Source organism: Methylobacterium sp. PvP105 (assembly GCF_017876975.1).
GTDB classification, from domain to species: Bacteria; Pseudomonadota; Alphaproteobacteria; order Rhizobiales; family Beijerinckiaceae; genus Methylobacterium; species Methylobacterium radiotolerans.
The window spans coordinates 5670446-5696581 of record NZ_JAGIPA010000001.1 but is presented as its reverse complement, the minus strand read 5'-3'; the positions used below and the strand labels follow the sequence as shown (position 1 = coordinate 5696581).

21 protein-coding genes and 1 pseudogene are annotated in these 26136 nt (G+C 71.7%); 13 read left to right on the top strand and 9 right to left on the bottom strand.

The features are described 5' to 3' along the window. Positions 1-432: 432 nt before the first annotated feature. From J3A75_RS27760 to J3A75_RS27750, 3 genes and pseudogenes are all read right to left on the bottom strand, one after another. On the bottom strand, positions 433-648 hold the full coding sequence (locus tag J3A75_RS27760) for a hypothetical protein (RefSeq protein ID WP_012321069.1): 216 nt from the start codon (positions 646-648) through the stop codon (positions 433-435). Between the two features lie 212 nt (positions 649-860). After that, positions 861-1163, bottom strand: a pseudogene (locus tag J3A75_RS27755) (transposase); the annotation flags it as partial. 413 nt (positions 1164-1576) lie between these two features. After that, a complete protein-coding gene (locus J3A75_RS27750) occupies positions 1577-2281 on the bottom strand; it encodes an IclR family transcriptional regulator (RefSeq protein WP_041372383.1) in 705 nt (234 codons plus the stop codon). 173 nt (positions 2282-2454) lie between these two features. Here J3A75_RS27750 and J3A75_RS27745 point away from each other — a divergent pair, with 173 nt between their 5' ends. The 8 genes from J3A75_RS27745 (at position 2455) to J3A75_RS27710 (ending at position 12783) form a co-directional block, all read left to right on the top strand. Next, a complete protein-coding gene (locus J3A75_RS27745) occupies positions 2455-3780 on the top strand; it encodes an MFS transporter (RefSeq protein WP_209650838.1) in 1326 nt (441 codons plus the stop codon). A 5-nt stretch (positions 3781-3785) separates the two neighbouring features. Next, positions 3786-6839 (top strand): FAD-binding and (Fe-S)-binding domain-containing protein, encoded by a 3054-nt coding sequence (locus tag J3A75_RS27740; RefSeq protein WP_071000735.1) that lies wholly within the window; start codon positions 3786-3788, stop codon positions 6837-6839. Between the two features lie 17 nt (positions 6840-6856). Then, the gene (locus J3A75_RS27735; protein ID WP_012321065.1) at positions 6857-7765 is read left to right on the top strand and encodes a DUF1932 domain-containing protein; all 909 of its coding nucleotides are present in this window, start codon (positions 6857-6859) and stop codon (positions 7763-7765) included. Positions 7766-7803: 38 nt separating this feature from the next. After that, positions 7804-8478 (top strand): RraA family protein, encoded by a 675-nt coding sequence (locus J3A75_RS27730; protein ID WP_024828950.1) that lies wholly within the window; start codon positions 7804-7806, stop codon positions 8476-8478. A gap of 86 nt (positions 8479-8564) precedes the next feature. Beyond that, positions 8565-9884 (top strand): MFS transporter, encoded by a 1320-nt coding sequence (locus J3A75_RS27725; protein ID WP_012321063.1) that lies wholly within the window; start codon positions 8565-8567, stop codon positions 9882-9884. 34 nt (positions 9885-9918) lie between these two features. After that, positions 9919-10839 (top strand): SMP-30/gluconolactonase/LRE family protein, encoded by a 921-nt coding sequence (locus J3A75_RS27720; RefSeq protein ID WP_024828951.1) that lies wholly within the window; start codon positions 9919-9921, stop codon positions 10837-10839. A 13-nt stretch (positions 10840-10852) separates the two neighbouring features. After that, entirely contained in the window at positions 10853-11791 is a 939-nt protein-coding gene (locus tag J3A75_RS27715; RefSeq protein ID WP_063111294.1) for an amidohydrolase family protein, read from the top strand. A gap of 29 nt (positions 11792-11820) precedes the next feature. Further along, the gene (locus J3A75_RS27710; protein WP_029359244.1) at positions 11821-12783 is read left to right on the top strand and encodes an amidohydrolase family protein; all 963 of its coding nucleotides are present in this window, start codon (positions 11821-11823) and stop codon (positions 12781-12783) included. 146 nt (positions 12784-12929) lie between these two features. Here the strand turns inward: J3A75_RS27710 and J3A75_RS27705 are convergent, their stop codons facing one another. The 5 genes from J3A75_RS27705 to J3A75_RS27685 are packed head-to-tail and all read right to left on the bottom strand — an operon-like array spanning position 12930 to position 18850. Beyond that, entirely contained in the window at positions 12930-14387 is a 1458-nt protein-coding gene (locus J3A75_RS27705; protein ID WP_053621922.1) for an MmgE/PrpD family protein, read from the bottom strand. 13 nt (positions 14388-14400) lie between these two features. Then, positions 14401-15348, bottom strand: a complete 948-nt coding sequence (locus tag J3A75_RS27700) for an amidohydrolase family protein (protein WP_209650837.1) — start codon at positions 15346-15348, stop codon at positions 14401-14403. A gap of 23 nt (positions 15349-15371) precedes the next feature. Continuing rightward, positions 15372-16613 carry a CaiB/BaiF CoA transferase family protein gene (locus J3A75_RS27695; RefSeq protein WP_012321057.1) on the bottom strand — a complete coding sequence of 414 codons (1242 nt, stop codon included), beginning with the start codon at positions 16611-16613 and terminating at the stop codon, positions 15372-15374. Then, positions 16610-17467, bottom strand: coding sequence for an HpcH/HpaI aldolase/citrate lyase family protein (locus J3A75_RS27690; RefSeq protein WP_012321056.1), 858 nt, complete (start codon positions 17465-17467; stop codon positions 16610-16612). Before J3A75_RS27690 ends, J3A75_RS27695 begins: the two co-directional genes overlap by 4 nt. 18 nt (positions 17468-17485) lie before the next feature. Continuing rightward, positions 17486-18850, bottom strand: a complete 1365-nt coding sequence (locus tag J3A75_RS27685; protein ID WP_071000100.1) for a 2-hydroxycarboxylate transporter family protein — start codon at positions 18848-18850, stop codon at positions 17486-17488. Between the two features lie 129 nt (positions 18851-18979). Here J3A75_RS27685 and J3A75_RS27680 point away from each other — a divergent pair, with 129 nt between their 5' ends. Beyond that, a complete protein-coding gene (locus J3A75_RS27680) occupies positions 18980-19927 on the top strand; it encodes a LysR family transcriptional regulator (RefSeq protein ID WP_012321054.1) in 948 nt (315 codons plus the stop codon). A gap of 394 nt (positions 19928-20321) precedes the next feature. Next, positions 20322-22547: an FUSC family protein gene (locus J3A75_RS27675; protein ID WP_063111298.1), complete on the top strand. Its 2226-nt coding sequence runs from the start codon at positions 20322-20324 to the stop codon at positions 22545-22547. A 66-nt stretch (positions 22548-22613) separates the two neighbouring features. Here the strand turns inward: J3A75_RS27675 and J3A75_RS27670 are convergent, their stop codons facing one another. Beyond that, positions 22614-22844, bottom strand: a complete 231-nt coding sequence (locus tag J3A75_RS27670; protein WP_012321052.1) for a hypothetical protein — start codon at positions 22842-22844, stop codon at positions 22614-22616. A 289-nt stretch (positions 22845-23133) separates the two neighbouring features. On the opposite strand from J3A75_RS27670, the gene pth reads away from it, so the two are divergent. The 3 genes from pth to J3A75_RS27655 all read left to right on the top strand — a co-directional run bounded on the left by pth (position 23134) and on the right by J3A75_RS27655 (position 26124). After that, the gene (gene pth / locus J3A75_RS27665) at positions 23134-23742 is read left to right on the top strand and encodes an aminoacyl-tRNA hydrolase (protein WP_071000734.1); all 609 of its coding nucleotides are present in this window, start codon (positions 23134-23136) and stop codon (positions 23740-23742) included. Positions 23743-23969: 227 nt separating this feature from the next. Then, a complete protein-coding gene (gene ychF, locus J3A75_RS27660; protein WP_012321050.1) occupies positions 23970-25067 on the top strand; it encodes a redox-regulated ATPase YchF in 1098 nt (365 codons plus the stop codon). A gap of 67 nt (positions 25068-25134) precedes the next feature. Further along, positions 25135-26124: a MaoC/PaaZ C-terminal domain-containing protein gene (locus J3A75_RS27655; RefSeq protein WP_029359248.1), complete on the top strand. Its 990-nt coding sequence runs from the start codon at positions 25135-25137 to the stop codon at positions 26122-26124. Positions 26125-26136 lie beyond the last annotated feature (12 nt).

Sequence of the window (26136 nt, the reverse complement as noted above, 5' to 3'; positions counted from 1 at the left end):
GAGCGCACCACCGACGTTGCCAGGGCGGCCGGGCGCCAGAGGTCCCCCTGGATGTTCCCCCTGGTTCGAGCTCGCCGCGCCGGCGGCCAAACGGACTGGCATCTCCACGAAGATACGCTGTGCGACGCCCCACGACGTCCGCAGGGCGTTCGCGTCCTACCTGCACGAGGAGGCGAGGATCTCCTCCGACCGCGTCGGGCTCGTCATGGACCGTGCGACGAGCGACCTGCCGCACGTCACCGACGACAACGGCATGGCCCGCCGGTACACCAGGGACGAGATCCTAGCCCTGAAGGCCAAGACCGAGCTCAAGGCGCAGCTTGTCGCCGAGCACCGGCGCCAGCGCGGCATCGGGGACGCTGCAGCCGAACGGGCCCGTCGGCGTTCCGCATCAGCGAAGGCTCACGCCGAGGGCCGGACCACTCGGCAGCGTCAGCGACGGGGACCGGTAGGAGGGGCCGAGCCTGCCTGAGCCCGGCGGTTTCGGCCGAGGGCCCGCGCCACGTCCGCCGGCCGCTCCGCCCGCACGAAGCCGGCCCGGCAGCGTTCGCGCCCGGAGGCTTCCGCCATGTCCTCGGCGAAGGCGCGCATCAGGGCGTCCCGCTCCTCGCCGGCCGCCGCGTCCCGCAGATCCTCGTAGCTGAGCATTGACCCCTCCGGATTTGAGAACAAAATAGGAACGACCTGGACGGCTTCAACGGGGGCGAAGGACGCGACGCGCGAATCTCGGGTTCTCGGCGAGTTCCCCTCTCGACGTGTCCGCGTGCCGTGCTGCTGGTGCCCCCGGCGGCGCGGGGACGACGACACTGAGCGGCTGTCCGCACGGCAGCCCCTTCGCGGAGGCTGCCCGTATGACGATCGACGAGGCGGCCGGTCAGCCACGTCGGCTCGACGTTGCGGCCGGCTTCACGCTCCGGGCGGCGGCTGGAGGCGACCTGATCGAGGTAGCCGTAGAGGTCGCGCTTCGGCAGCGTCGCCGGGTGGTAGCCGGGCCGGCCCGTCGCAGCTGGCACCACGCCCTCGAAACCCCGAACCGCGAGATCGAGTGCGTCCACGAACACGTCGACGACGCGCACCGGATCGTCCTCGGACAGGTAGGCGTCCAACCGGTTCGGCAGTGGCGTGACGTGGTCGCGATCCGCACCCCGGACGAACCGCGCCATACAAGCCTCCACAGGCACGCAGAGCCTATCCGAACTCCAACGTCCTCACACGGCCTCTACCCTGAGCGGCCGTCGAAGTGGTCCAGCCGAGCCCCTCGTCGGGCTCGTGAGATCGTGGAATTCGGCCAGCCGATCCGCCTCTCCCCGGCCGATGGCGGCCAGCAGCCGGCATAGCGTGGCGTCGTCGGCCAAGGTGGTTCGCCACAGAAACCGGGGCGCCTTCCGTGGGCCGCCCATCCTTTTGCTGCTCTAACCCGAGCGGCCTGACTGTGACGATGCGCGGCGGTCGGGGATGGCGGTGAGCGGAACGTCTGCGCGACGGTCTCTGGCACAGACGAGCGGGCACCGATCATGAGGTACGCCGCAGCGGCGAAGCACCGCTCGTCGAGCCGGCCCGTTAGCCGGGAACTGACTCAGAGCTGTGCTCCGAGCTCAGACGAGAGGCGTTCGCCGGCCTCTCGGAGCCGCGGCTTGAGAGTCTCGGCTCGCTCCGCGGTCAACCGAGACGCTGGACCGGACAGAGCGATGGCACCGATCAACCGCTGCTCTGTCCCGAACACGGGCATCGCGATCGACGCGACGTGAGGGTCGGTGATACCGGAAGAGTACAGGGGGACCTGAGCCGTCGAGCTTTCCGTAGCCCTCCGGTCGCCGAAAATCCTCAGAACCTGCGCGATGGCGGACTCGTCCATCGGCCGCATGTCGCCGGGGCGGACGTTCATCCGCAACGGTGACGGTGAGTCGGCACGGAACAGGCACAGCCGCTGGTTGCCCCGGCGGATGTAGAACGAGGCCGTCTCGAAGGACTCGGCGGCGAGCCGCTCCAGGACCGGGACGATCCGCTCCTCCAGGGCGAAGGATTGCTGGTAGACCGAGCCGATCCGGGCCGCCTCGACACCGAGGCGATAGCGCCCGTCGTCCAGGCGCTCGATCAGGTCGAACTTCTCCAGCGAGATGCACAGCCGCATGATCGTGCTCTTCACGAGCGACGTGCGGCGCGCGAGCTCGGAGAGTTCCAGAGCGTCGTCGCCCCGCCGGAACGCCGTCAGCACCGTCAGAACCCGATCGGCCGAAGCCACGCCCTCGAGATTGGGCCGCGCGCGCGCCTCCTTCGCCATCTCTTCGCACTCGTTCCGGTTTCGCGGGATTCGGGACACGCGATCCATAGCCACCGGCCTACCGCTCACCAAGCCGTGACGGGCCGCTTCCACGACATCGTTGACAACCGCCGCCGCGTGATGGATTAAAAACGAAACGCCGTTTCAAAACTGGCGATTCGGGAGTGGACGTCATGGCGCAAGGGCAGCAGTCCCGAGCTCCGGCCCACGCGGTCGACGAGCGGAACCTTCATCGCAAGATGATGCGGCGGATCCTGCCGTTCCTCTTCGTGTGCTACGTGGTCAGCTACCTGGACCGCGTGAATGTCGGCTTCGCCGCGCTCACGATGAACGCGCATATCGGGCTCACCGCGACGTCGTTCGGCATCGGCGCCGGGCTGTTCTTACTCGGCTATTTCCTCGCCGAGATCCCCAGCAACCTGATCATGATGCGTGTCGGGGCCCGGCTCTGGATCGCCCGGATCATGATCACCTGGGGCCTCGTCTCGGCGGCGACGGCCTTCGTGACCGGGCCGATCCAGTTCGGCATCGCCCGGTTCCTCCTCGGCCTCGGCGAGGCCGGGTTCGTGCCGGGCGTCTTCCTCTACCTGAGTTTCTGGTTCCCCTCCGCCGTGCGCGCGCGGGCCACCTCTCTCTTCCTGCTCGGTATCCCGGTCGCCAACATCGTCGGCTCGCCGATCTCCGGCGCCCTGGTGCAGATCGAAGGCTTCGGCCTCGTGGGATGGCAGTGGCTCCTCATCCTCGAAGCCCTGCCGGCGGTGATCCTCGGCATCGTCTGCCTCTTCGTCCTCACCGACCGGCCGGAGAAGGCGCAGTGGCTCACGCCCGCGGAGCGTGACGTCCTCGTCGCCACGCTCGCGGCGGAGAAGGCGGCCATCGAGAAGAAGCATCCCATGACCCTGGCGCAGGCCCTGCGGAACTGGCGGGTGCTGACGCTGGCGGCGATCAATTTCTGCGCGATCATCGGCTCCCTCGGCGTTGGCCTGTGGCTGCCGCAGATGATCAAGCAGCTCGGGCTCGCGAGCTCGGTGGTCGGGGTCGTCGCCGCCATTCCCTATGTCTGCGGCGCGGTGGCGATGGTGGTGTGGGGCCGCGTCTCCGACCGGGGCGGTGACCGCACCATCTATCCGGCCCTGTCCCTGGCTCTCGGTGCCGTCGGCCTGACCGCGAGCACCCTGACCCCGACACCGGGCCTGACCATCGTGGCGCTCTGCGTCGCGGTGATGGGCATCAACTCGTACACGGCGACCTTCTGGGCCGTGCCCTCGGGCTTCCTCACCGGTCGCGCCGCGGCGGGCGGGATCGCGATGATCGTCTCGATCGGCAATCTCGGCGGCTTCGCCGGCCCGTACCTGATCGGCGTGATGCGCGAACTGTCCGGGGGATTCACCGCGCCGCTGCTGGCGGTCGGCGGGATCCTGCTCCTCGGCGCCCTGATGATGCTGGCCCTGGGGCGGCAGATCCGGCGGGACACAATCGCCGTCGCGGTCCCGGCGTGACCGCCATGATCCCGCCTCTCCCCTCCGGCCCGACGGTGACCTCGCTGACCGCGGCCTTCTGCGCCGAGCTGCGCGCGCGGGGCTTCGCGGGCGACCTGACGATGGCCGAGGCCGACCGCACCGTGCTCGCCACGGACAACTCGATCTACCAGATCATGCCGCAGGCCATCGCGTTCCCGCGGGACCGCGACGACCTCGTGCGCATCGCGACCCTGCTCGCCGAGGAGCGGTTCGTGGCGGTGCGGATCGCCCCCCGCGGCGGCGGGACGGGGACCAACGGCCAGTCCCTGACGGACGGGATCGTGGTCGACCTGTCGCGGCACATGAACCGCATCCTCGCCATCGACCCGGTGCGCCGCACGGCGCGGGTCGAGGCGGGTGTGGTGAAGGACCAGCTCAACGCGGCCTTGGCCGAGCACGGCCTGTTCTTCGCCCCCGAGCTCTCGACCTCCGACCGCGCCACCATCGGCGGGATGATCGCGACCGACGCCTGTGGTCAGGGCTCCTGCCTCTACGGCAAGACCCGCGACCACGTGCGCGCCCTCACCACGGTGCTCGCCGACGGCACCGTCTGGCATTCCGAGCCCCTCGACGCGGCCGGGCTGGAGGCCGCCCAGGGCCGGCCCGGTCTCGCGGGCGCCATCCACCGGGAGGTCGACAGGCTCCAGCGCGCGAACGCGGCGCTGATCGAGACGACCTTCCCGCCGCTGAACCGCTGCCTCACCGGCTACGACCTCGCCCATCTGCGCCGCGCCGACGGCCGCTTCGACCTCAACGCCGTGCTGTGCGGTTCGGAGGGCACGCTGGGCCTCCTCGCCGAGGCGACGCTCAACGTCCTTCCGCTGCCGCGCCACGTCGCGCTCGTGAACCTCCGCTACGACAGCTTCGACGCGGCCCTCCGCGACGCGCGGACCCTCGCGGCCTTCGGCGCGGCCTCGGTCGAGACGGTCGATTCCAAGGTGCTGGGTCTCGCCCAGCAGGATCCCGTCTGGGAGGGCGTCGCCGCCTACTTCCCGGAGGATGCCGGCGAGCGGGCCCGCGGCGTCAACCTGATCGAGTTCGTCGGCGACGGCGCGGAGGCGGTCGAGGCGGCGCTCGCCCGCCTCACGGCGACCCTGGACGAGGCCGGGACCGCCCACGGCCGGCGCGGCTACACGGTGGCCCGGGGCGAGGCGGAGGTCGGCCGCCTCTGGGCGATGCGCAAGAAGGCGGTCGGCCTGCTCGGCAACACCAAGGGCGACCGGCGGCCCATCGCCTTCGTCGAGGACACCGCCGTCCCGCCGGAGCATCTCGCCGACTACATCGCGGCGTTCCGCGACGCCCTCGACCGGCGCGGGCTCGAGTACGGCATGTTCGGCCACGTCGATGCCGGCGTGCTCCACGTCCGCCCGGCCATCGACATGAAGGCGCCCGGCGCCGAGGCGCTGGTCCGCGCCGTCACCGAGGACGTCGTCGCCCTGACGCGGCGCTACGGCGGGCTGCTCTGGGGCGAGCACGGCAAGGGCGTGCGCAGCGAGTTCTCGCCCCGCTTCTTCGGCCCGCTCTACCCCGTGCTGCAGGCGGTGAAGGCCGCCTTCGACCCGCGCAACCAGTTCAACCCCGGCAAGATCGCCGCCCCCGAGGGCGCGGCGCTCCTGACCGTCGACGGCGTGCCGACCAAGGGCCAGCGGGACCGGGCGATCCCGGAGGAGGTCCGGGCCGGCTACGACGAGGCGCTCCACTGCAACGGCAACGGCGCCTGCTTCAGCTGGGACCCGGACGAGGCGATGTGCCCGTCCTGGAAGGGCACCCGCGAGCGGCGCCACTCGCCGAAGGGCCGCGCCCAGCTGATGCGCGAGTGGCTGCGTCGGCTCGCCGCCGAGGGCCGCGACCCGCTGGAGGAAGCCCGGCGCCTGCGCGCCCGCCCGGGCTGGCGCGCCTTCCCGGCCCGCCTCGCCGCGACCCTGCGGCGGCGCGACGACTTCTCCCACGAGGTCCACGAGGCGATGGCGGGCTGCCTCGCCTGCAAGTCCTGCACGGGACAGTGCCCGATCAAGGTCGACGTTCCGACCTTCCGGGCGAAGTTCCTCGAACTCTATCACGGCCGCTACCTGCGGCCCCTGCGCCACCACGCCGTCGCCGCCCTGGAGATCGCCGTGCCGCAGCTGGCGCGGGCGCCCCGGCTCGCGAATGCGGCGACGTCCCTCGGGCTCGCGCGCGTGGTCGGCCTGGTCCACGTCCCGCGGCTGTCCGGGCTCGATCTGCACGAGGAGCTGAAGCGCCGCGGCGTGGCGCCGGCCGATGCGCGGACCCTGGGCCGCCTCCCGGAGGCCGAGCGGTTGACGAGCGTCATCGTCGTGCAGGACGCCTTCACCAGCCACTACGACACGCCCGTCCTCCTCGCCCTCCTCGACCTGCTGATCGGGCTCGGCCTGCGGCCCTGGCTCGCGCCCTATCGCCCGAACGGCAAGCCGCTGCATGTCCACGGCTTCCTCGGCCGGTTCGCGCGGCTGGCGGCGGCCAACGCCGACGACCTCGGCCGGCTCGCCGCGACGGGCGTCGACCTCGTCGGCCTCGACCCGTCGATGACGCTGACCTACCGCTCCGAGTACCGGCAGGCCCTGCCGGGGCGGGACCTGCCGCGGGTCCACCTCGTCCAGGAATGGCTCGCCGGCCGCCTCGACCGGGCCCGTCCGGCCTCCGGGTCCGAGCCCTACTGGCTGCTGCCCCACTGCACCGAGCGGGCGACGGCGCAGCCGGCGCTCGCCGATTGGACCGAGGTTTTCGCCGCCCTGGGATTGCGCCTGTCGGTCCTGCCTTCCGGCTGCTGCGGCATGGCCGGGACCTACGGCCACGAGGCCGAGCACCGGGCGATGTCGGAGCGGATCTACGGCCTCAGCTGGGCCGGTCACGTCGCCGGGAGGGGCCGCTCGGGCCGCCTCCTGGCGGACGGCTACTCGTGCCGCTCGCAGGTGAAGCTCGTCGACGGCCTGCGCCTGCCGCACCCCGTCGAGATCCTCCGCGACCACCTCGCCGCCGGCCCGCTGGCCTGCCGGCGGACCACCCCCCTCACCGCATAGCCCGACAGGAGCACAGCATGGCAGACCGCACGCAATTCCGTTTGGGCCTCGTCGGCTACGGCGAGATCGGCAGCACGCTCGGCGCGGGCCTGCGCGGTGCCGGCCTCGAGTCGATCGCCTGCTACGACAAGTACGCCTTCGACGGACCCTACGCGGACCTCATCCAGGCGCGGGCCAGGGACGCCGGCGTCACCCTCGTCCGCTCGAACGGGGACCTCGCCGAGGCGGCCGACCTGATCGTCAGCGTCACGCCGGGGGCCGCCTCGCTGGAGAGCGCCGACGCCTTCGCGCCGGTGCTGGCGAGCCGCCACACCTTCCTCGACTTCGCCTCGGCGACGCCGAAGATCAAGCAGGGTGTCGCGGCCAAGCTCGAAGCGACCGGCGCCCGCCTCGGCGACGGCTCGATCGAGGGCACGCCGCTGCACGGCTATTCCATGCGGATGCTGTCGAGCGGCCCGGCCGGCGAGCGGGTGCGCGACCTCCTCGTGCCGTGGGGGATGCAGATCGAGTTCACCGGCCCGGTGCTCGGCACCGCCTCGGGCATCAAGATCATCCGCTCGGTCCTGATCAAGGGGATCGAGGCGCTGACCGACGAGATGCTGCTCGCCGCCCATCAGTACGGGATCGACGAGATCGTCCTCGCCTCGGCCTCCAAGACCCTCGCCCGGCCGTGGATGGACACGGTCCAGAGCCTGACCCCGTCGGGGGTGATCCACGCCAAGCGCCGGGCCGAGGAACTGGAGATGTCGGCCGACGCCGTCGCCGATGCCGGCGTCGAGCCGATCATGGCCCGCGCCGTCGCCGAGCGCCTGCGCTGGAAGGCGAGCCTCGGCCTCAAGGACCACTTCAAGGGCGTCGTCCCCCGGACCTACCAGGAGGCCCTCGACGCCATGATCCTCAAGGCCGGCCTGAAGCCCGTCGCCTGACGCCCCACTCACCTCCCCGCATCGCAGGACGAACAGCCATGGCCATCGGTTTCAAGATCCACCCGCGCACCCGCACGGTCGACCCCGCCACCGTCGAGAAGTTCAAGGGCATCGCGGTCGCCAACATCAGCGACTCCATGAACCGGATGAGCCACGGCGGCGCGCGGATCCGGCCGCTCCACGCCGGCGGCGTGCTCAGCGGCGTCGCCCTGACGGTGCGGGTGCGCCCCGGCGACAACCTGATGATCCATGCCGCCTTGAACAGGGCGAAGCCCGGCGACGTCCTCGTGGTCGACGGCGACGGCGACCTGACGAACGCGCTGATGGGCGAGCTCATGATCTCCCACGCGCAGCAGATCGGTCTGGCCGGTGTGGTCCTGAACGGCGCGGTCCGCGATTACGGCTGGATCCGCATGAACGCGTTCCCGGTCTTCGCCGCCGGCATCACCCACCGCGGCCCCTACAAGAACGGGCCGGGCGAGGTGAACGCCACCATCGCCCTCGACGGCATGGTGATCGAGCCCGGCGACCTGATCGTCGGCGACGACGACGGCGTCGTCTGCGTGCCGTTCGACCAGACCGAGACGGTCTTCGCCGCCGCCGACAAGAAGCAGCAGGGCGAGGCCAAGACCATGGCGGCGATCCAGGCCGGCACCGTGGACCGCTCCTGGGTCGAGCGCGCCCTCGCGGAGGCGGGCTGCGAGGGGATCTGATCCCCTCCGGGCAGGACCGCACCACCGGGGCTCAAGGGCGCGGGACGTCACGCGAGCCGCATCTCGACAACAAGGGAGGTTGGGACGTGAACGTCTCCGAACACGCCAAGCATCCGCTCGAGGCCGCGACCATGCGCCGGGTCATTCTCCGGCTCGTGCCGTTCCTGATGCTCTGCTACTTCTTCGCGTTGCTGGATCGGGTGAACGTGGGCTTCGCCGCCCTGCAGATGAACAAGGATCTCGGGCTCACCCCGGCCATGTTCGGCTTCGCGGCGAGCCTGTTCTTCGTGTCCTACTTCCTGGTCGAAGTCCCGAGCAACCTCGCCCTGCAGAAGGTCGGGGCGCGGCGCTGGATCGCCCGGATCATGATCACCTGGGGCCTCGTCACCATCGGCATGGCCCTCGTGACCGGGCCCCACTCCCTCTACGTGATGCGCTTCATCCTGGGCGCGGCGGAGGCCGGGTTCTTCCCGGGCGCGATCCTCTACCTGACCTACTGGCTGCCGAGCGCCTACCGGGCGCGGATCCTGGCGACCTTCACGGTCTCGATCCCGCTGGCGACCTTCCTCGGCTCGCCCCTGTCGGTCACGCTCCTCGAACTCGACGGCCTGCTCGGCCTCAAGGGCTGGCAGTGGCTGTTCGTGCTGGAGGGCCTGCCGACCGTGTGCCTCGGCATCGCCTGCCTGTTCGTCCTGACCGACCGCCCCCGCGACGCGCGCTGGCTGAAGGACGACGAGCGCGCCTGGCTCGTCGGGCGCCTCGACGACGAGGCGGGCAAGCGCAAGCCCATCGGCCACATCTCCCTGTGGCAGCTCGCCCGCAACAAGTACTTCCTGACGATGGCTCTGGTCTGCTCCGGCGCCTCAGCGACGGGGAGCGTGCTGTCGGTCTGGCAGCCGCAGATGATCAAGTCCTTCGGCCTGACGAACCTCCAGACCGGCTTCGTCAACGCGATCCCCTACGGCATCGCCACGGTGCTGATGGTGCTCTGGGGCCGCCACTCCGACCGCCGGGGCGAGCGGCGCTGGCACACGGCGATCCCGCTGCTGCTCGCGTCCTTCGGGCTCGCGTATCTGAACCTCACCGCGGGCATCGCGACGGCCGTCATGGCCGTGACCTTCGCCCTCGTCGGCGCCTACTCCTTCAAGGGGCCGTTCTGGGCGCTCTCCGCCGGGTGGCTGTCCCCGGGGACGCTGGCGGCCGGGCTCGCCGGCATCAACGCCATCGCCAATCTGATCGGCGGCGGCCTGATGGTGAACGTGGTCGGCCTCGTGAAGGACGCCACCGGCAGCTTCGCCCTCGGGATGCTCCCCGTCGCCGCGCTGGATGCCGCCGCCGCGATCTGCGTGATCCTGATCAGCCGCGCCCATGCCCGCGAGGCCCGGACGGCGGCGCTGCCAGCCTGATCCACCGCTCCCGCACCCACACCGAGGCCACGCGATGTCGTTCTTCGCTCCCCCGCCGGCCGTGACGGCCGAGGTCTTCACGCGCCTGCCCGACCGCTTCCGCAAGGTCCGGCCGACAGCCTGGGCGAACGCCAACCGGGGCGGGCACGCCATCGACTCCTTCCTGGAGGGCCCCGTCTTCGACCGGGCCGGCCGGCTCTACGTCACCGACATTCCCTTCGGCCGGATCTTCCGCATCGACCCGGCCGGCGAATGGGAGCTCGTGGCCGAGTACGACGGCTGGCCGAACGGCCTGAAGATCCACCGCGACGGGCGGATCTTCATCACCTGCTACAGGCGCGGCCTGATGCTCCTCGATCCCGATACGGGGGCGGTGACGCCGTTCCTGGAGACGGCGGGCTCGGAGGGCTTTCGCGGGGTCAACGACCTGACCTTCGCGCGGAACGGCGACCTCTACTTCACCGACCAGGGCCAGACCGGGCTGCAGGACCCGACCGGCCGGGTCTACCGCCTGCGCCCCTCCGGCGAGCTGACCTGCCTCGTCGACACGATCCCGAGCCCGAACGGCATCGTCATCGACGATGCCATGGGGAGCCTGTTCGTGGCCGTGACCCGCGCCCAGCAGATCTGGCGGGTGCCCCTGAACGCCAGCGGCCTCGTCGCCAAGGTCGGCGTGTTCGCGCAGCTGCACGGCGGCCTCGGCGGTCCGGACGGCATCGCGCTCGATGCCGAGGGCTGCCTGATCGTCGCCCATACCGGGTTCGGCTCGATCTGGCGGCTGTCGCCGGTCGCCGAGCCGCTGCTGCGGGTGAAGTCTCCCGCCGGGATCTCGACCACCAACGTCGCCTACGGCGGCCCGGACGGCGCGACCCTGTTCATCACCGAATCCCAGACCGGCAGCATCCTGACGGCGCGGATGCCGTCCCCCGGCCAGACCCTCTTCTCGCATCACTGACCGGACCGGACGGATGACCCCCTCGATGACCCGCCGCGCGCACATCGCGGCCCTCGTGGCCGGCGCCGCCGGCGCCGCCGGCCTGCGGCCCGCAGCGGCGCAGACCGTCCCCTGGTCCTCGGGCACGGATCGGCCGACCTTCACCGTGCCGCCGGGCGCCACGGACTGCCACCACCACATCTACGATGCGCGCTTCCCGGCCGCGCCCGGTGCGACCCTGCGGCCGCCGGATGCGAGCGTCGCGGATTACAAGCTCCTGATGCGGCGCCTCGGCCTCACCCGGCACGTCGTGGTGCAGCCCTCGACCTACGGGGTCGACAACAGCCTCCTCGTCGAGTCGGTGAAGGCGTTCGGGCCGACCGCCCGGGGCATCGCGATGCTCGACGCCGCGGTCACGCCCGAGGAGCTGAAGCGCCTCGACGGGGCCGGCATCCGCGGCGTCCGGTTCGGGACGCGCCTGCCGGGCGGTGCGCCGATCACCGACATGGTGCCGGTTGCCCGGAAGATCGCCGAGCTCGGCTGGCACATCCAGCTGGTCTCCGACGGCGACAAGATCGTGGAGCTGGCCGACACCCTGAAGGGCCTGCCGGTCCCGGTCGTGTTCGACCACATGGGCCACCTGCCCGAACCCGCCGGCCCGGACCATCCGGGTTTCAAGGTCATCGCCGACCTGATCGACAAGAACGGCGCCTGGGTGAAGCTCACCGGTGCCTACATCCTCTCGAAGGTCGGGCCGCCGACCTACGCGGATCGCGGCCGCCTCGCCCGCGCCTACGTGGCGCTCGCCCCCGAACGGCTCGTCTGGGGCAGCGACTGGCCGCATCCGACCGCCGCGGCCGACGCGAAGCCGGACGATGCCGTGCTCATCGACCTGCTGGCGGTCTGGGCCCCCGACGAGGCGGTGCGAAACCGCATCCTCGTGGCCAATCCGGCCAAGCTCTACGGCTTCTGATCCGATCCGAGACGAGAGAGGCCTCGCCTATGCTCAGCCAAACCCGATCCCGGCGCACCGTCCTCCAGGGCGGCGCGGCGCTCGCCCTGGCCACGGCCGCCGACCTCCGTGACCGGCCGGCGGACGCCGCGGACGCCACGCCGTTCTCGTCGGGGACGGAGGCGCCGGCGATCGCCGTTCCGCCGAACGCCTGCGACTGCCACATCCACATCCTGTCGACCCGCTATCCGGCCTCGCCCCACTGGAAGGGCCAGCCGGTGCTGGACAGCGACGTCGCCGCCTACCGCCAGGTGCAGGCCCGCCTCGGGACGAGCCGGGTGGTGGTGGTGACGCCCTCGACCTACGGCACCGACAACCGCCCGACCCTCGACGGCGTGGCGCAGTTCGGCCCCTCGGCCCGCGCGGTGGTCGTGGTCGATCGCGACGTCACCGATGCCGAGCTTCGGACGATGGCGGGCCGGGGCGCGGTCGGCATCCGGGTGAACTTCGGCACGCCGCAATCCTGGGGGCCGACCACCGCGGAGCGTCTCGAGACGATGGCCCGCAAGGTCGCGCCGCTGGGCTGGCACGTCCAGATCTACGCGACCGGCGACACGATCGTGGAGCTCGAACCCGTCCTGAGCCGCCTGCCGACGCCCCTGGTCATCGATCATCTGGCGCGGCTCCCGCCGGACCAGGGCGTGAGCCATCCCGCCTACGCCGCGGTGCGCCGGCTGCTCGACGGCGGCCAGACGTGGATGAAGCTGTCGGGGGCCTACCTCAACACCGCGAGCGGACCGCCCGCCTATGCCGACGCGACGGCGGTGGCGAAGTCCTTCGCGGCCGCGGCCCCGGAGCGCGTGGTCTGGGGCAGCGACTGGCCGCACCGGGGCGAGAAGCACCTGCCCGACGACGCCCGGCTGCTCGACCTCCTGGCCGAATGGGTCCCCGACGACCGGGCGCGGGCGCGGGTTCTGGTCGATAATCCCGCGGCGCTGTACGGGTTCGGCTGAGCGAAGACGGAGGAGCAGATCCGGGCCCAAGCCGCGGTGATCGTGTCTGCTTCAGCGATCCTCCACGTCGCGTGACGCGGCCGAACGGGCTCGAAGCAGCCCGCCGATCCGGCCGAAAGCGGAAGGGACGCGCTTCTGCGGGTTGCTCAGGACAGGAGCGCGAGCAGACCGGACAGGTCGGGTCGTTCATCGATCGTCCAGAAGGCGTCGAGGACGCGACGCGCCTCGAGCGGATCGAGACGCTTGCCCGCGTTCATGCGAAACTTGCGTTCGACGTCGTCGCGGGTCATCGGCCTCGACACGAATCCCGGCACGTCGTCGACCTGCCTCACGATCTCGCGCCCATCCCTCAGCGTCGCGGTCAGTCGGTTCGGCACCGCTTTCGGCTGCATCGCCGTGAGGGCAGGGTCCTCGGCGACGGTGATCCGGTCAATGAGGGCGAGCAGGGCCGGATCGCTCAGCCTGTCGGGGGCGTAGCTGTCGTTGGTGATGGCTCCGTCGAGCATCGCCCGCGCGGTGATATAGGGCAGGCTGTGATCGGCGGTGTCCTTCGTCGTCGGGCGCCACTTCTCGCGGTCGCGGCCGGCGGTGACGTAGCCGAGATGGGTCGTGTCGATGCGCAGGCTCTGAACGGCGTCGACACCACCGGCTTCCGTGACGACGTCGATCGCCGCCGGGATCGCCGTCAGGCAATAGACCTGGGCCGGATAGGGCTTGATCCCGCATCGCGAGATCCGGAAGGGGCGCCCCTCACCGCCGAACGTCGCCACGTCGACGGTGAACGGGCCCGAGACCTGCTTGAAGAATCCGGCGCGGCCTTCGAAGATCGGCGCCGGGCCCGTGAGACCGGCGCGGGCGAGGCGCGCGGCGAACACGCCTGCGCGGGTCGCCTCGGCATCGGCCACGCCCTTCCAGTCCGAGAGCGTCTGGACGCGGGTCTGGTTCATGGCGATATGGCCGTTGATCGCGAGATTGACGGCCTGGGTCAGGGCTTCCGGGGAGAGACGCATCAGCCGGCCCGATGCCAGCGCGGAGGCAGGCAGGCAGTAGACCGGATGGTCCCAGCCACGCCCCGTTACTTCCGCGGCATCGAGCAGGCGGCAATTGATCTCGTAGGCGAGGGCGATCGAAGCGATCAGTTCGCGGCCGGTCGCACGCTCGGCCTCGGCGACGGCGAGGCAGGCGGCGATGGCGTCGCTGGGGTGACCGGGCTCGCGGCCGACATAGACGTCGTTGAAATCCGCGTAGCGGATGGCGACGCCGTTGGCGAAGGCTGCGAGTTCCGGGCTGCTCCGCCGGTCCGTGCCGAGCACCGTCGCGGCACCCGCTCCGTCGCTGAGCGCAATGTCCCGACAGATCCGCACCGGGCCGGCATCGAGGGCGGCGAGCCCGCATCCCAGCGCGTCGATCAGATGGACCTTCGCGGTCTCGACCGTGGCCGTGTCGAGATCCTCGAATCGCAGGGCGTGGGCGTAGGCCGCGAGCCGGTCGGCGAGGGGCGGCCCGTCACCGGAGGCGGCCCTCGCCGGTGCGGCGGCAAGGGATGCGGCCGCGGCCAGCCACGCGGCCACCTGACGGCGGGAGGGGTCGGTCGGGATCCGCATCGCGCCCTCCCGTTCAGGCGAAGCCGTAGAGCGTCGCCGGGTTGTCGACGAGGATCCTGTCGCGGGCAGCGGCGCTGCCGGCCCAGTCGGAGAGCAGGTCGAACAGCACCGCGTCGTCGGGCTTGTGCTTCTCCGTGACGTGCGGCCAGTCGCTACCCCAGACGAGGCGTTCGGGGGCGAGCCGCACGAAGGCCTGAGCGGTGCGCGTCGCGTCCGGATAGCCGGGCGGACCGGCCTCGGTGTTGAGGTAGGCGCCGGCGAGCTTCACCCAGGCCCGGCCCTTCTCGACCAGTCCGGCGATGGTCGCGAAGGCAGGATCGTCGGGCCCCCTGGCCGGGTCGAGGCGGCCCATGTGGTCGAATACGATGGGGCATGGCAGCCTGTTCAGCAGGGCCTCGTTCTCCCGGATCTGGTTCCCGGACATGTGCAACTGCACGTGCCAGCCGAGATCGGCGATGCGCTTGGCGAGCGGCTCGATCGTCGCGATGGGGGCCACCGTGTCGTTGGGATTCCACACGCTGAAGCGAAGGCCGCGGACGTAGCCGGCGTCGAGGCGCTTCAGCTCGACGTCGGTGACGTCCGGGCGCAGGACGGCGATGCCGCGCCCGTTCCCGCCGAAGCGCGCGAGGGCGTCCAGCAGACAGGTCGGGTCGGTGCCGTGATTCTTCGGCTGGACCGGCACGGCGCGGGTCGTGCCGAGACGCGCCTGGAGCAGGCGATACGCGTCGAAGGTCATGCCCGGGGGCTTGGGCGTGTCCGGCGGCGGGAAGCGCGCGTCGATGATGTGGAAGTGGCAATCGCAGGCCCGGGCCGGCGCACGATGGCGCGGCCGCTCGGTCCCGGCCGAGTTCGGCACCGATCCGTCGGTCGCGCGCGCCCAGTCGGACGTTGCCATGCCGGCCATGCCGGCCATGCCGGCCATGGCGGCCGCGACGAAGCCGCGGCGTGACAGCGTGGGCATTCCCAGCCTCCCTGTCATTGTCGTCAGCGGGCGTCGCCGCTGCGGACCACGCCCGCGGCGACGAGGTCGTCAAAGGCCGCGCCCGCGATGCCGATCTGCCCCAGCACCTCGCGGTTGTGCTGGCCGAGGGTGGGCGCGGGCGTGCGGATCGCGCCCGGCCGGTCGTGGAGCCGCGGCACGACGGCGTGCATGGGGATGAGCCCCATGTCGGGGTCGGGATAGTCGGCGATGAGTTCGCGCTCGACCACGTGCGGGTCGGCGACGAGCTTGGCCGCATCGTTGATCGGGCCGATCGTCACCTCGGCGGCCTCGAAGAACGCGACGTTCTCGTCCTGCGTCCGCTCCGCGATGAAGGCGCCGATGATCGCGTCGAGCTCGTCCACGTGGCGCAGCCGGTCGGCGTTGGTGCGGAAGCGCGGATCGTCCACGAGGTCGGGGCGCCCGATCGCCCGGAACAGGCGCTCGGCCATCTTCTGGATCGAGCCCGACAGGCCGACATAGAGCCCGTCGCTGCACCGGTAGGCGTTGCGCGGCGCCGAGTTCGTCGAGCGCGAGCCGGTCCGCGGCTTTCCCTTGCCGGTGAGCCGGTAATGGGCGGCCTGCGGGCTGAGGATCGCGAAGAGCGGATCCAGAAGCGGCAGATCGATCACCTGCCCCCGGCCGCCGTTCACCTCGACCTCGCGCAGGGCGATCATGGCGGCCGAGGCGCCGGTGAGTCCGGCGACGCCGTCCGCGAGGTACATCGGCGGCAGCACGGGCTCGCGGTCGGCGAAGCCGTTCATGGCGGCGAAGCCCGAGAAGCCCTCGATGACCGTGCCGAAGCCGGGCCGCTGCGCGTAGGGCCCGTCCTGCCCCCAGCCGGAGATGCGGATGATCGTCAATCCGGGATTGAGGGCGTGCAGAGACTCCGGCGCGAGGCCCATCGCTTCCAGCACCCCGGGGCGGAAGCTTTCGATCAGCATCTGGCAGGAGGGCACGAGCGCGCGGAGCACCTCGACGGCGCGGGGATCGCGCAGCGACAGGCACAGGCTCTTCTTGTTGCGGGCGTAGATCTTCCAGTGGGTCTCGACGCCCTCGGTCTTCCAGGCGCGCAGGGTGTCGCCCTCGGGGGGCTCGACCTTGATCACCTCGGCACCGAAATCGCCGAGCATCTGCGTCAGCACGTTGCCGGCGAAGAGCCGGGAGAGGTCGAGGATGCGCACCCCGTCGAGGATACCCCGGGCCTCGGGTCGGTAGGCGCGCCGGTGCAGTTCGCGCTCGGTCATGGGACTTCCGTCGCGGTGTGGAGATCGGACAGCGCCACGACGGCGCGGGCGCGGGCCAGGAAGGGCGGATCGATCATCCGCCCGTCCACGAGGATGGCGCCGAGACCCCGCGCCTCGGCCTCGGCGGCCGCCGCCAGGATGCGGCGCGACCACGCCACCGCGTCCGGGCTCGGCAGGAAGGCGGCGTTGGCGATGTCGACCTGGGACGGGTGGATGCAGGTCTTGCCCGCGAAGCCGTGGCGGCGGGCCGCCTCGCACTCGGCGCGGAAGGCCTCGGGGTCCCTCACCGCCGCGAAGGCTCCGTCATAGGCGGGCAGGCCGGCCTCGGCGGCGGCGAGCCGGACGGCGACGCGGATCTGAGCGAGGGCGGCTTCGTCGTGCCGGACGATGCCGCACGGCTCCAGCAGATCGGCGTAGCCGATCTGCAGGCCGGCGACGCGGGGATGGGCGCAGGCGAGGTCAGCCGCCCGGCGGAGGCTTCTCGGGGTCTCGATGTTGACGAGGAGGCGAATGCGACCCGTCGGATCGAGGCGGTCGAGGCGCGCGGCCGCCTCGATGATGGCGGCCGGATCCTCGACCATCGGCAGGTTGATGAGATCCGTGCGCGGCAGGGACACCGCCTCGAGGTCGCGCGCGAAATGCCCGGTGCCGGGGGCGTTGACCCGCACCACGACCGCCTTGCGCAGGGTGGTCGGCGCTTCCCGCAGATAGGTCGCGAGCGTGTCCCGCGCCTCGTCCTTGCGGGCTTCCGGCACGGCGTCCTCCAGGTCGAAGGAGAGGGCGTCGGCGGGGCCGGTGGCGGCCTTCGCGAACAATTCGGGCCGGGAGGCCGGGACGAACAGCTTGGAGCGCATCAGCACGGCGCGCCTCCGTCAGGCGATCTTGAAATGCGCCATCGCGACGATGGCCACGGTGACGGTGAGGGCCCCGCCGATCCGCGTCGCGACCTGGGCGAAGGGCATCAGTTCCATCCGCTCGGCGGCGGTCAGGATCATCACGTCGCCCGTGCCGCCGAGGCCGCTGTGGCAGGCGTTCACGATCGCGGTCTCGATCGGGTACATGGCGAGCCAGCGCCCGACGACGTAGCCGGTGCCGGTCAGCGCGAGCACGGTCGCCACGATGGTGACGAGGTTGGCCGGGTGGAACGCCTCGACCAGCTCGTGCCAGGGAGTCAGCGCCACCGCCGTGCTGAACAGCAGCGGATAGGTCACCGCCACCACGAAGAAGCGGAACACCACGCGGGCGCCTTCTTCCAGCGAGGCCGGAACCGCCCGCAGCAGCTTCGCGAGGACGACGAGGAACAGCATCGCCACCGGCGCGGGTAATCCGATCAGCGCGTGGATCAGCGTGCCGAAGACGTAGACGGCGATGCCGGTGATGCCGCCGGCCGCGACGGTGGCGACGTCGATCCCGGAGGTGTTGCGGTGAGCCGCACCGTGGTCGGCATCCGTGTCTCCGTCAGCGGCGGGCTGGAGCCGGCCGTTGCCGGTGAGGTCGGGGCGGCGCTTGCCCAGCGTGTTCAGGGCGCCGCAGATGACGATGGCGACGAGGTTCCCGAAGAACACCAGCGGCAGGATCTGCCCCAGCATCCCGCCGTGGTCGACGCCCAGCGCCTCCGCGTAGCCGACCGAGAGCGGGATCGCGCCCTCGCCGACGCCCCCGGCCATCACGGGCACCACGACGTAGAGGATCGACCGCCAGAAGCCGATGCCGACGAGCCAGCCGACACTTCCGCCCATGAGGAGGCCGGCGAGCGACCCCAGCGCCAGGGGCACGAAGATCTTGGCGAAGCCCTGGATCAGCACCCGACGGTCCATGCTCAGGATCGAGCCGACCACCACGGCAGTGATGAACAGGTAGATGAAGTTCGTCGACTTGGTGAAGGTCGTCACCGACTGCACCAGCGGCGCCGGCAGGAGCTGGTGGGCGACGAGGAACGAGGGCAGGAAGATCGTCACCAGGGACGATCCGCCGACCGCCCGCAGCAGCGGGATCCGCCGGCCGATCTCGGCGCAGGTGAAGCCCCCCGCGACCAGGACGGCGATCATCACCGTCACTTCGCCCGAGATCTTACCCCTGACGGCGAAGGCCGCGATGAGGGCCAGCAGCAGCACATAGACGGGCAGCGGGACGATGCCGACCCGCGTCTCCATGGCCTGAGTCCAGAAGGGTTTCGGCGTCGATATCGAGCGGGTCGAGGTCGCGACCGTGGACCCGGCAGCGGCACGCGCAGTCATCGTTTCCTCCGCATCGCCCCGTGTTCAGCCGGAGTCGCATCGTGTCGGGCAGGCGTCGCCCCGCGCCTTGTCCCGCAGCGGCATGGTCGAGTAAAATGAATTGATCGCATCAATTCATGACGTTCCGGCATGAAACTCCCCGTCGACGGTGTTCAGGCCTTCGTTCTCATTGCGGAGCTCGGCAGCTACCGCCGGGCGTCCGAGAGTCTCGGCTTGACCCAGACCGCGCTCACCCGGCGGATCCAGAAGCTCGAGGGCTTTCTCGGCGCGATGCTCCTCGACCGCACCACGCGGACGGTGCGCCTCAGCGCCGTCGGCCGCGAGTTCCTGCCGCTGGCCACGCGGCTCATCGCCGACTTCACCCAGGGGATCGAGCGCTTGCGCACGACCTCTCGGCTGGGCGTCGGCGACGTCACCGTCGCGACCGTCCAATCGATTGCCTTCCGTCGGATGCCGGCGGTTCTGCAGGCCTACGCGCGCGATCATCCGCAGAACCGGGTGCAGATCCTCGAACGCTCCGGCGCGCTGGTCACCGAAGCCGTGCGCAAGGGTGAGGCGGATTTCGGGATCCACATCCAGCAGGAGGCCGATGCCGATCTCCTCGAGGATCGGCTCGTGCGGGATCCGTTCGTGCTGATCTGCCACCGCAGCCATCCGCTGGCCGGACGGCGCGAGCTTCGGTGGACCGAGTTATCCGGTACGGATCTCGTGACGCTCGGCGGCGCCAGCGGCAACCGGGCGCGCGTCGAGGCTCAACTGGCAGCCGCGGACTTGCCGCCGCGCGGTCGGTTCGTGGTCGAGAGCACGCCGACCGCCCTGGCGCTGGTGTCGGCCGGCATCGGCGCCGCGATTCTCCCGGCGGCCCTCGGGGGCGCTTCTCCGCGCGACGATCTCGTTGAGGTCTTGCTGACCGAGCCCGCGATCTACCGCACGATCAGTCTGGTGCGCCGCCGCAATACCTCCCTGACGCCGGCCGCAGCCATGTTCTACGAGGCACTCAAGGCTGAACTGTCGACGGATCTCGATGAGTTTGCACTGCGAGGAGATCCGGGCGGCGCCGCCCTCCTGCGCCGATGAGGGCGTGCCGCCGGAAAATCTCGCTCTCGGGATCCGCCGTCAACGCCCTGCATGACCGGGAAGGGGCGCAACGCGGGACGGGCGGTTGGCGGAACAGGGCTGCCCGCGCCGCGTCCGGCGCATGACCGACGTCGGAGATACCGCGGAAGCCAAGCTGGAATGAGCCGGCTCTCGACCGGGCCCTCTCCCGGCTAAGGAGCTGCGATGGGTTTCCGGGCCGCCGTGGCAGCATCCGACTATCCTCGGGCGAGCGGTTCGCTGAGGATGCCGTGCGGCGATGTGCGGCGATGTGCGGTGATGCGCAACGCTGCGCTGCACGCGCCCCGCGATCCCGCGCCGGCCGCGGGCCGGGGTTGCGCGCTGCCGCGGATCCGGTCAGGCCGGAGCGCGGTTCATGCCGGGGCGCCGCGCCCCCGTCGGGAGACCGAGCTTGACCGCGCCGAGTCCCACAGCCTCGCCCCCCGGACGTCTGCGGCGGCGCCGCCTCGCGGCCGGCCGGGGCAGCCTGAGCCGGCCCGGCGGCGACCTGCGGCGCCTGCCCACGGGTCTCGATCTCCGGAACGTGCGGCTCGTGGAGGGCGTGCGCGCCGCCTTCGCGTTCGGCGTCGTCATCCTCCTCAACATCTGGATCCAGTGGTCGCCGCTGCTGACCATGGCGCTCGCCGCCAACCTCGCCTGCTTCTGCGACAACGGCGGCCCGATGCGCGCGCGCCTGCGCGTCCTCACCGCCTTCTCGTTCCTCGGCGGCCTGCTCTGGGCCGGCCTCGGCCTGATCCAGCCCCTCGGCCTGCCGGTGGTCGTCCCGGTCGCCTGCGCGCTGATCTTCGCCTGCTCGTACGCGCGCGTCTGGAGCGTGCAGGCCCAGTCGGCCGGCAACGTGCTCGTGGTGGTGCTGTGCATCGCCCTCGACCGGCCGCTCGACGGGGCGCAGGCGGCCGTCACCGCGGCGATGTTCGCGGCCGGCGGTCTCTGGGCGACATTCCTGGCCCTGGTCATCTGGCGGCTGCACCCGTACCGCCCGGCCCACCGGGCCGTGGCGGAGGTCTGGCACAACCTCGCCCGGCTCTGCGGCGACCTCGAGCGGCTCGTCGCCCTGCCGGAGCCCGACACGGCCGCCTTCGACGGCCACGCGCGGGGCCACCGACGCGGCGTGCGGGCGAGCATCGAGACCGCCCGGACCATGATCCTCGACCTCGCCCGCTCCCGCGAGCGCGTCTCCGACCGCACCGCCCAGGCCCTGCTGCGTCTGGAGAGCGCCGAGCAGATCTTCGCTGCCCTGATCGCCGTGGGCGAACTGATCGACAGCCGCCCCGACGCGCGCCGCCGGGCGCTCGCCAAGGTGTTCCTGCGGCGCCTGCGCCCCCTGCTGGTGACCATCGCCCGGGCGATCCGCGACGACGTCAACCTCGACCTCGCCCGCCTGGAGCACTCCATCGCCCGGGTGGCCGAGGGCCTGTCGGAGGACCCGACCCTGGCCCGCCTCGCCGACCGGATCGTCGGGCGCGTGCGGATCGGCGCCAAGCTGTCGACGCCGGACGGCTACCGGCCCGGCGGCACGATCACGGAGGGCGGCAGCCTCGACCGCTGGACCCGCTACGTCGGGCCGCTGGCGCAGAACTTCACCCTGGCCTCGCCCAACCTGCGGCACGCCCTGCGGGCGAGCGCGGTCGCGGCGCCGGCGCTCGCCGCGACCCTGACCTACGCGGGCGCCTTCACGCACTGGCTGGTGATGACCGTGGTGCTCACCATGCAGCCCTTCTACGCGGCGACGTGGCAGCGGGCGCTGGAGCGGATCGGCGGCACGGTGCTGGGCGGCCTCGTGGGCGCCGTGCTCGCCTACTACGCCACGAGCCCGCTGGCGGAGGCCGGGCTGATCCTGGTGCTCAGCATCGTCGGCTTCGCGGCGCGCCAGATCTCCTACGGCTTCTTCGTCACCTGCCTGACGCCCCTCGTGGTGCTGCTCGTCGAACTGCTGGAGCCCGGCCACAGCTCCTGGGAGATCGTCGCCATGCGGGGCGGCTTCACGGTGCTGGGCGGCGTGATCGCGGTGGCGAGCTGCCTGGTGCTCTGGCCGATCTGGGAGCCCGATCAGGTCCGGCAGGAACTGCGCCGGGCGCTCAGGGCGCAGGCCGGCCTCGCCGAGGCGGTGCTCCGCGCGCCGCCCGGCGAGGGCCGCGAGACCGCGATCGCGGCGCAGAGCCGCGAGGCCGGCCTCGCCCTCAACGATCTGGAAGCGGCGCTGTCCCGCGCCCTGCAGCAGCCCCGGGCCGGCAGCCACCCGGAGGTGGAATCCGCCCTGGTGGCCGACGCGACCCTGCGCCGGATCAGCGCCCGGCTCATCGTCCTGCGGCACGCCCCGGAGGCGGCCGCCCCCGAGGCGGAGCCTTGGCGGGCCTGGATCAGCGCGACCCTGGCGGCCCTGGGTGCCGACAGGCCCGTGCCCGAGCGGCCCGCGCTGGATCGCGGGCAATCGCTCGTGCGCCTCGTCAGTCAGGTCGATCTTCTGGTCGGAACCCTGCGCCCCGGGGAGATCCGGGCCGCGGCGGGGGGCGATGGCGGGGCGCCGGAAACCGGGCGCGGGGCCGACGCGCGCGCGGGCCAGCCGGTCCTGCCGTCCTGACGGACGGGCCTGCCGAGCCCCGCGCGAGGGCCGGTCCCGCGGCGTTCCCGCGGGCCCGGTCTCCCGTCAGAACCGCGGCAGGGCGTTGGCCGGGCCGCCGGCATGCGGGCCGCTGTAGCGGTAGGCGGCCGCCCGCGCGGGACCGGCGTCGTTCCGGTACAGGGCGGGGGCGTTGCCGACCCAGCCCGAATAGGCCGAGGCCGGGTAGGGCGAGTGCTTCGAATCGAGGCCCTGCGCGAGGGCGGGCGTGGCGACCGCGGCGACCAGGGCGGCGGCGGCGAGCATGCGGACGGTCATGGTGATCTCCTAGTGTCTTCGTATGACTTCGACGGGAAGTCATCCGGTCAACCGTGTCGAGTGAGGAAGATCGTCGTCGCGATGCGCTGGGCGGCGGTCTTGATCGCTCCGGCTTTGCTTGGCCGAATGTGACCTCTCAACGGGGATACTCTGCCCCGGGTTCGCGCGCCGCCGTGCGCTGGCGCACGGGGAGACGCGGCGCGGGCCGGGAGGCCGGAGACCGGCCCGGCCGGGGATGCGTCCCGCGCCGAAGCGTGGCACAGACCGCGGCCTGAAAGGGATGCAGACCATGCGGCTGATCGTCGGCCTCGGAAACCCGGGCGCGCGCTACGCGGGCAACCGCCACAATATCGGCTTCCTCGCCGTCGAAGCGATCGCCCGCCAGCACCGGGCGAGCCCGTTCCGCCACCGCTTCCAGGGCGAGGCCGCCGAGGTGGTGCTGGGCACCGAGCGGGCGATCCTGCTGAAGCCCTCGACCTTCATGAACGAGTCCGGCCGCGCGGTCTCGGAGGCGCAGCGCTTCTACAAGATCCCGCTGGCCGACGTGATCGTGCTGCACGACGAGCTCGACCTCGCCCCCGCCAAGCTCCGGGTGAAGCGCGGCGGCGGCAATGCCGGCCATAACGGCCTGCGCTCGATCACCGCGCAGTGCGGCAACGACTACCGGAGGGTGCGGCTCGGCATCGGTCATCCCGGCGACAAGGCGCTGGTCCATGCCTACGTGCTCAACGATTTCGGCAAGGCCGAGCTGCCCTGGGTCGAGGATCTCTGCCGGGCGGTGGCCGACCACGCCGCCCTGCTCGCCGCCGGCGAGGACGCGAGCTTCCAGAACAAGGTCCACCTCGCCATGGCCGGCCGCGGCTGGGACGACGTGAAGACGCTGGGCGCCAGAAATTGACACGCCCACACGGGGACGGGATATCGGGGCGGGCGAGAGGGTCCGATGAAGGCGGTGCGCGTCGCGCCCGGCTGTCGGCGGTTCGATTGCCTCCCGGCGGCCGCGGCCCGGCGCGTCGGTGCCGCGCGTGCTCGACCGAGGACAGGGCGCGCGGCGTGTTCGCGGACCCGATTCTCATCAACCCATTCCGCGCGTCGCCCGACGACGCGCTGCGACGGAACTGACCCATGGGCTTCAAATGCGGCATCGTCGGCCTGCCGAACGTCGGCAAGTCGACCCTCTTCAACGCGCTGACGCAGACGGCGGCCGCCCAGGCGGCGAACTACCCGTTCTGCACCATCGAGCCGAATGTCGGCGAGGTGGCGGTGCCGGATCCGCGGCTGACTGACCTCGCCCGGATCGCGTCCTCGAAGGAGATCATCCCGACGCGGCTGACCTTCGTGGACATCGCCGGCCTCGTCCGCGGCGCCTCCAAGGGCGAGGGCCTGGGCAACCAGTTCCTGGCCAATATCCGCGAGGTCGACGCGATCGCCCACGTGGTCCGCTGCTTCACGGACGGCGACGTCACCCACGTGGAGGGCAAGGTCGATCCGGCCGCCGATATCGAGACCATCGAGACCGAGCTGATGCTCGCCGACCTCGACAGCCTGGAGCGCCGCGCCCAGTCGCTGGAGAAGAAGGCCAAGGGCGCCGACAAGGAGGCCAAGGAGACCCTCGACCTCGTCAACCGCGCCCTGCCGCTCCTGCGCGACGGCAAGCCCGCCCGCCTCGTGGAGCGCAAGCCCGACGAGGAGAGGCTGTTCCAGCAGCTCGGCCTGATGACCGCCAAGCCCGTCCTCTACGTCTGCAACGTCGACGAGGGCGACGCCGACAAGGGCAACGCCTACTCGGACGCGGTCTTCGCCCGCGCCAGGGCGGAGGGCGCCGTGGCGGTGGTGGTCTCGGCCAAGATCGAGAGCGAGATCGCCGTGATGCCGGAGGCCGACCAGGCCGAGTTCCTGGAGGCGGTGGGGCTCACCGAGCCGGGCCTGAACCGGGTGATCCGCGCCGGCTACGACCTGCTCGGCCTCGTCACCTACTTCACGGTCGGCCCCAAGGAGGCCCGCGCCTGGACGATCACCAAGGGCACCCGCGCCCCCGGGGCGGCCGGGGTGATCCACTCGGATTTCGAGAAGGGCTTCATCCGCGCCGAGACGATCGCGTTCAAGGATTACACGACCCTCAACGGCGAGGCCGGGGCCCGGGACGCCGGCAAGCTCCGGCTGGAGGGCAAGGATTACGTGGTGCAGGACGGCGACGTGCTGCACTTCCGCTTCGCCAACTGAGGCCGGTGCTGTCGGCACGGTGCGCGCGCTTCATCCCCGCCCCGCTGATCAACGAGACGAGCCCGCCATGCCCGATCCCGCCCTCGAAGACTTCTCCGTCGGCGACGTGATCGTCGGGGAGCCGCTGACGGTGACCCGCGACGACATCGTGGGCTTCGCGAAGGATTTCGACTTCCAGCCGTTCCACCTCGACGAGGCGGCGGCGGAGACGACCTTCGCGGGCCGGCTGATCGGCTCGGGCTGGCACACGGCGGCCCTGGGCATGCGGCTGCTCCAGCAGGGGCCGTTCCGGGGCGGCTCGTCGCTCGGCGCGCCGGGCATCGACGAGCTGCGCTGGCTCGCGCCGGTCCTGCCCGGCGACGCCCTGACGCTGACCTTCCGGGTCGCGGGCCTGCGCGACTCGGCCACGAAGCCCGGCCTCGGCTTCGTGACCGCCGAGCTCGCCCTCGGCAACCAGCGGGCTGAGACGGTGCTGACCCAGCGCTTCACCTTCATGCTCGCCCGCCGCGGCACCGACCCCCTGCCCCCGCGGCCGGTGGAGACCGGCGTGCCGGGGCCGGTCGCCGAGCCGGAGGATGCCGAGATCCTGCCGTTCCTGCGGGATGCCGAGATCGGGGCCGTGCGCGACCTGGGCGCCTACCCGTTCACCGCCGAGGCGATCGTGGCCTTTGCGCGGGCCTACGATCCGCAGGCCTTCCACCTCGACCACGACGCGGCCAGGCGCAGCCATTTCGGCGGCCTCTGCGCCTCCGGCTGGCACACGACCGCCGCCTACATGAACCGGATGCTCACGACCCGCGCCCGGGACGCCGCCTACACGGCCAGCCGCGGGCCGGTGCCGGAGGCGGGGCCCTCCCCCGGGTTCAAGAACCTGCGCTGGCTGAAGCCCGTCTACGCGGGCGACACGGTGCGCTTCAGCGCCAAGCTCACCGACAAGCGCGCCTCGGCGTCACGGCCCGGCTGGGGCCTGGCCTTCGCGCGCAACACCGGGGTGAACCAGCGCGGCGAGGCGGTCTTCGCCTTCGACAGCGCGGTCTTCCACCGCTGGGAGCCCTGAGCGGGCCGGGCC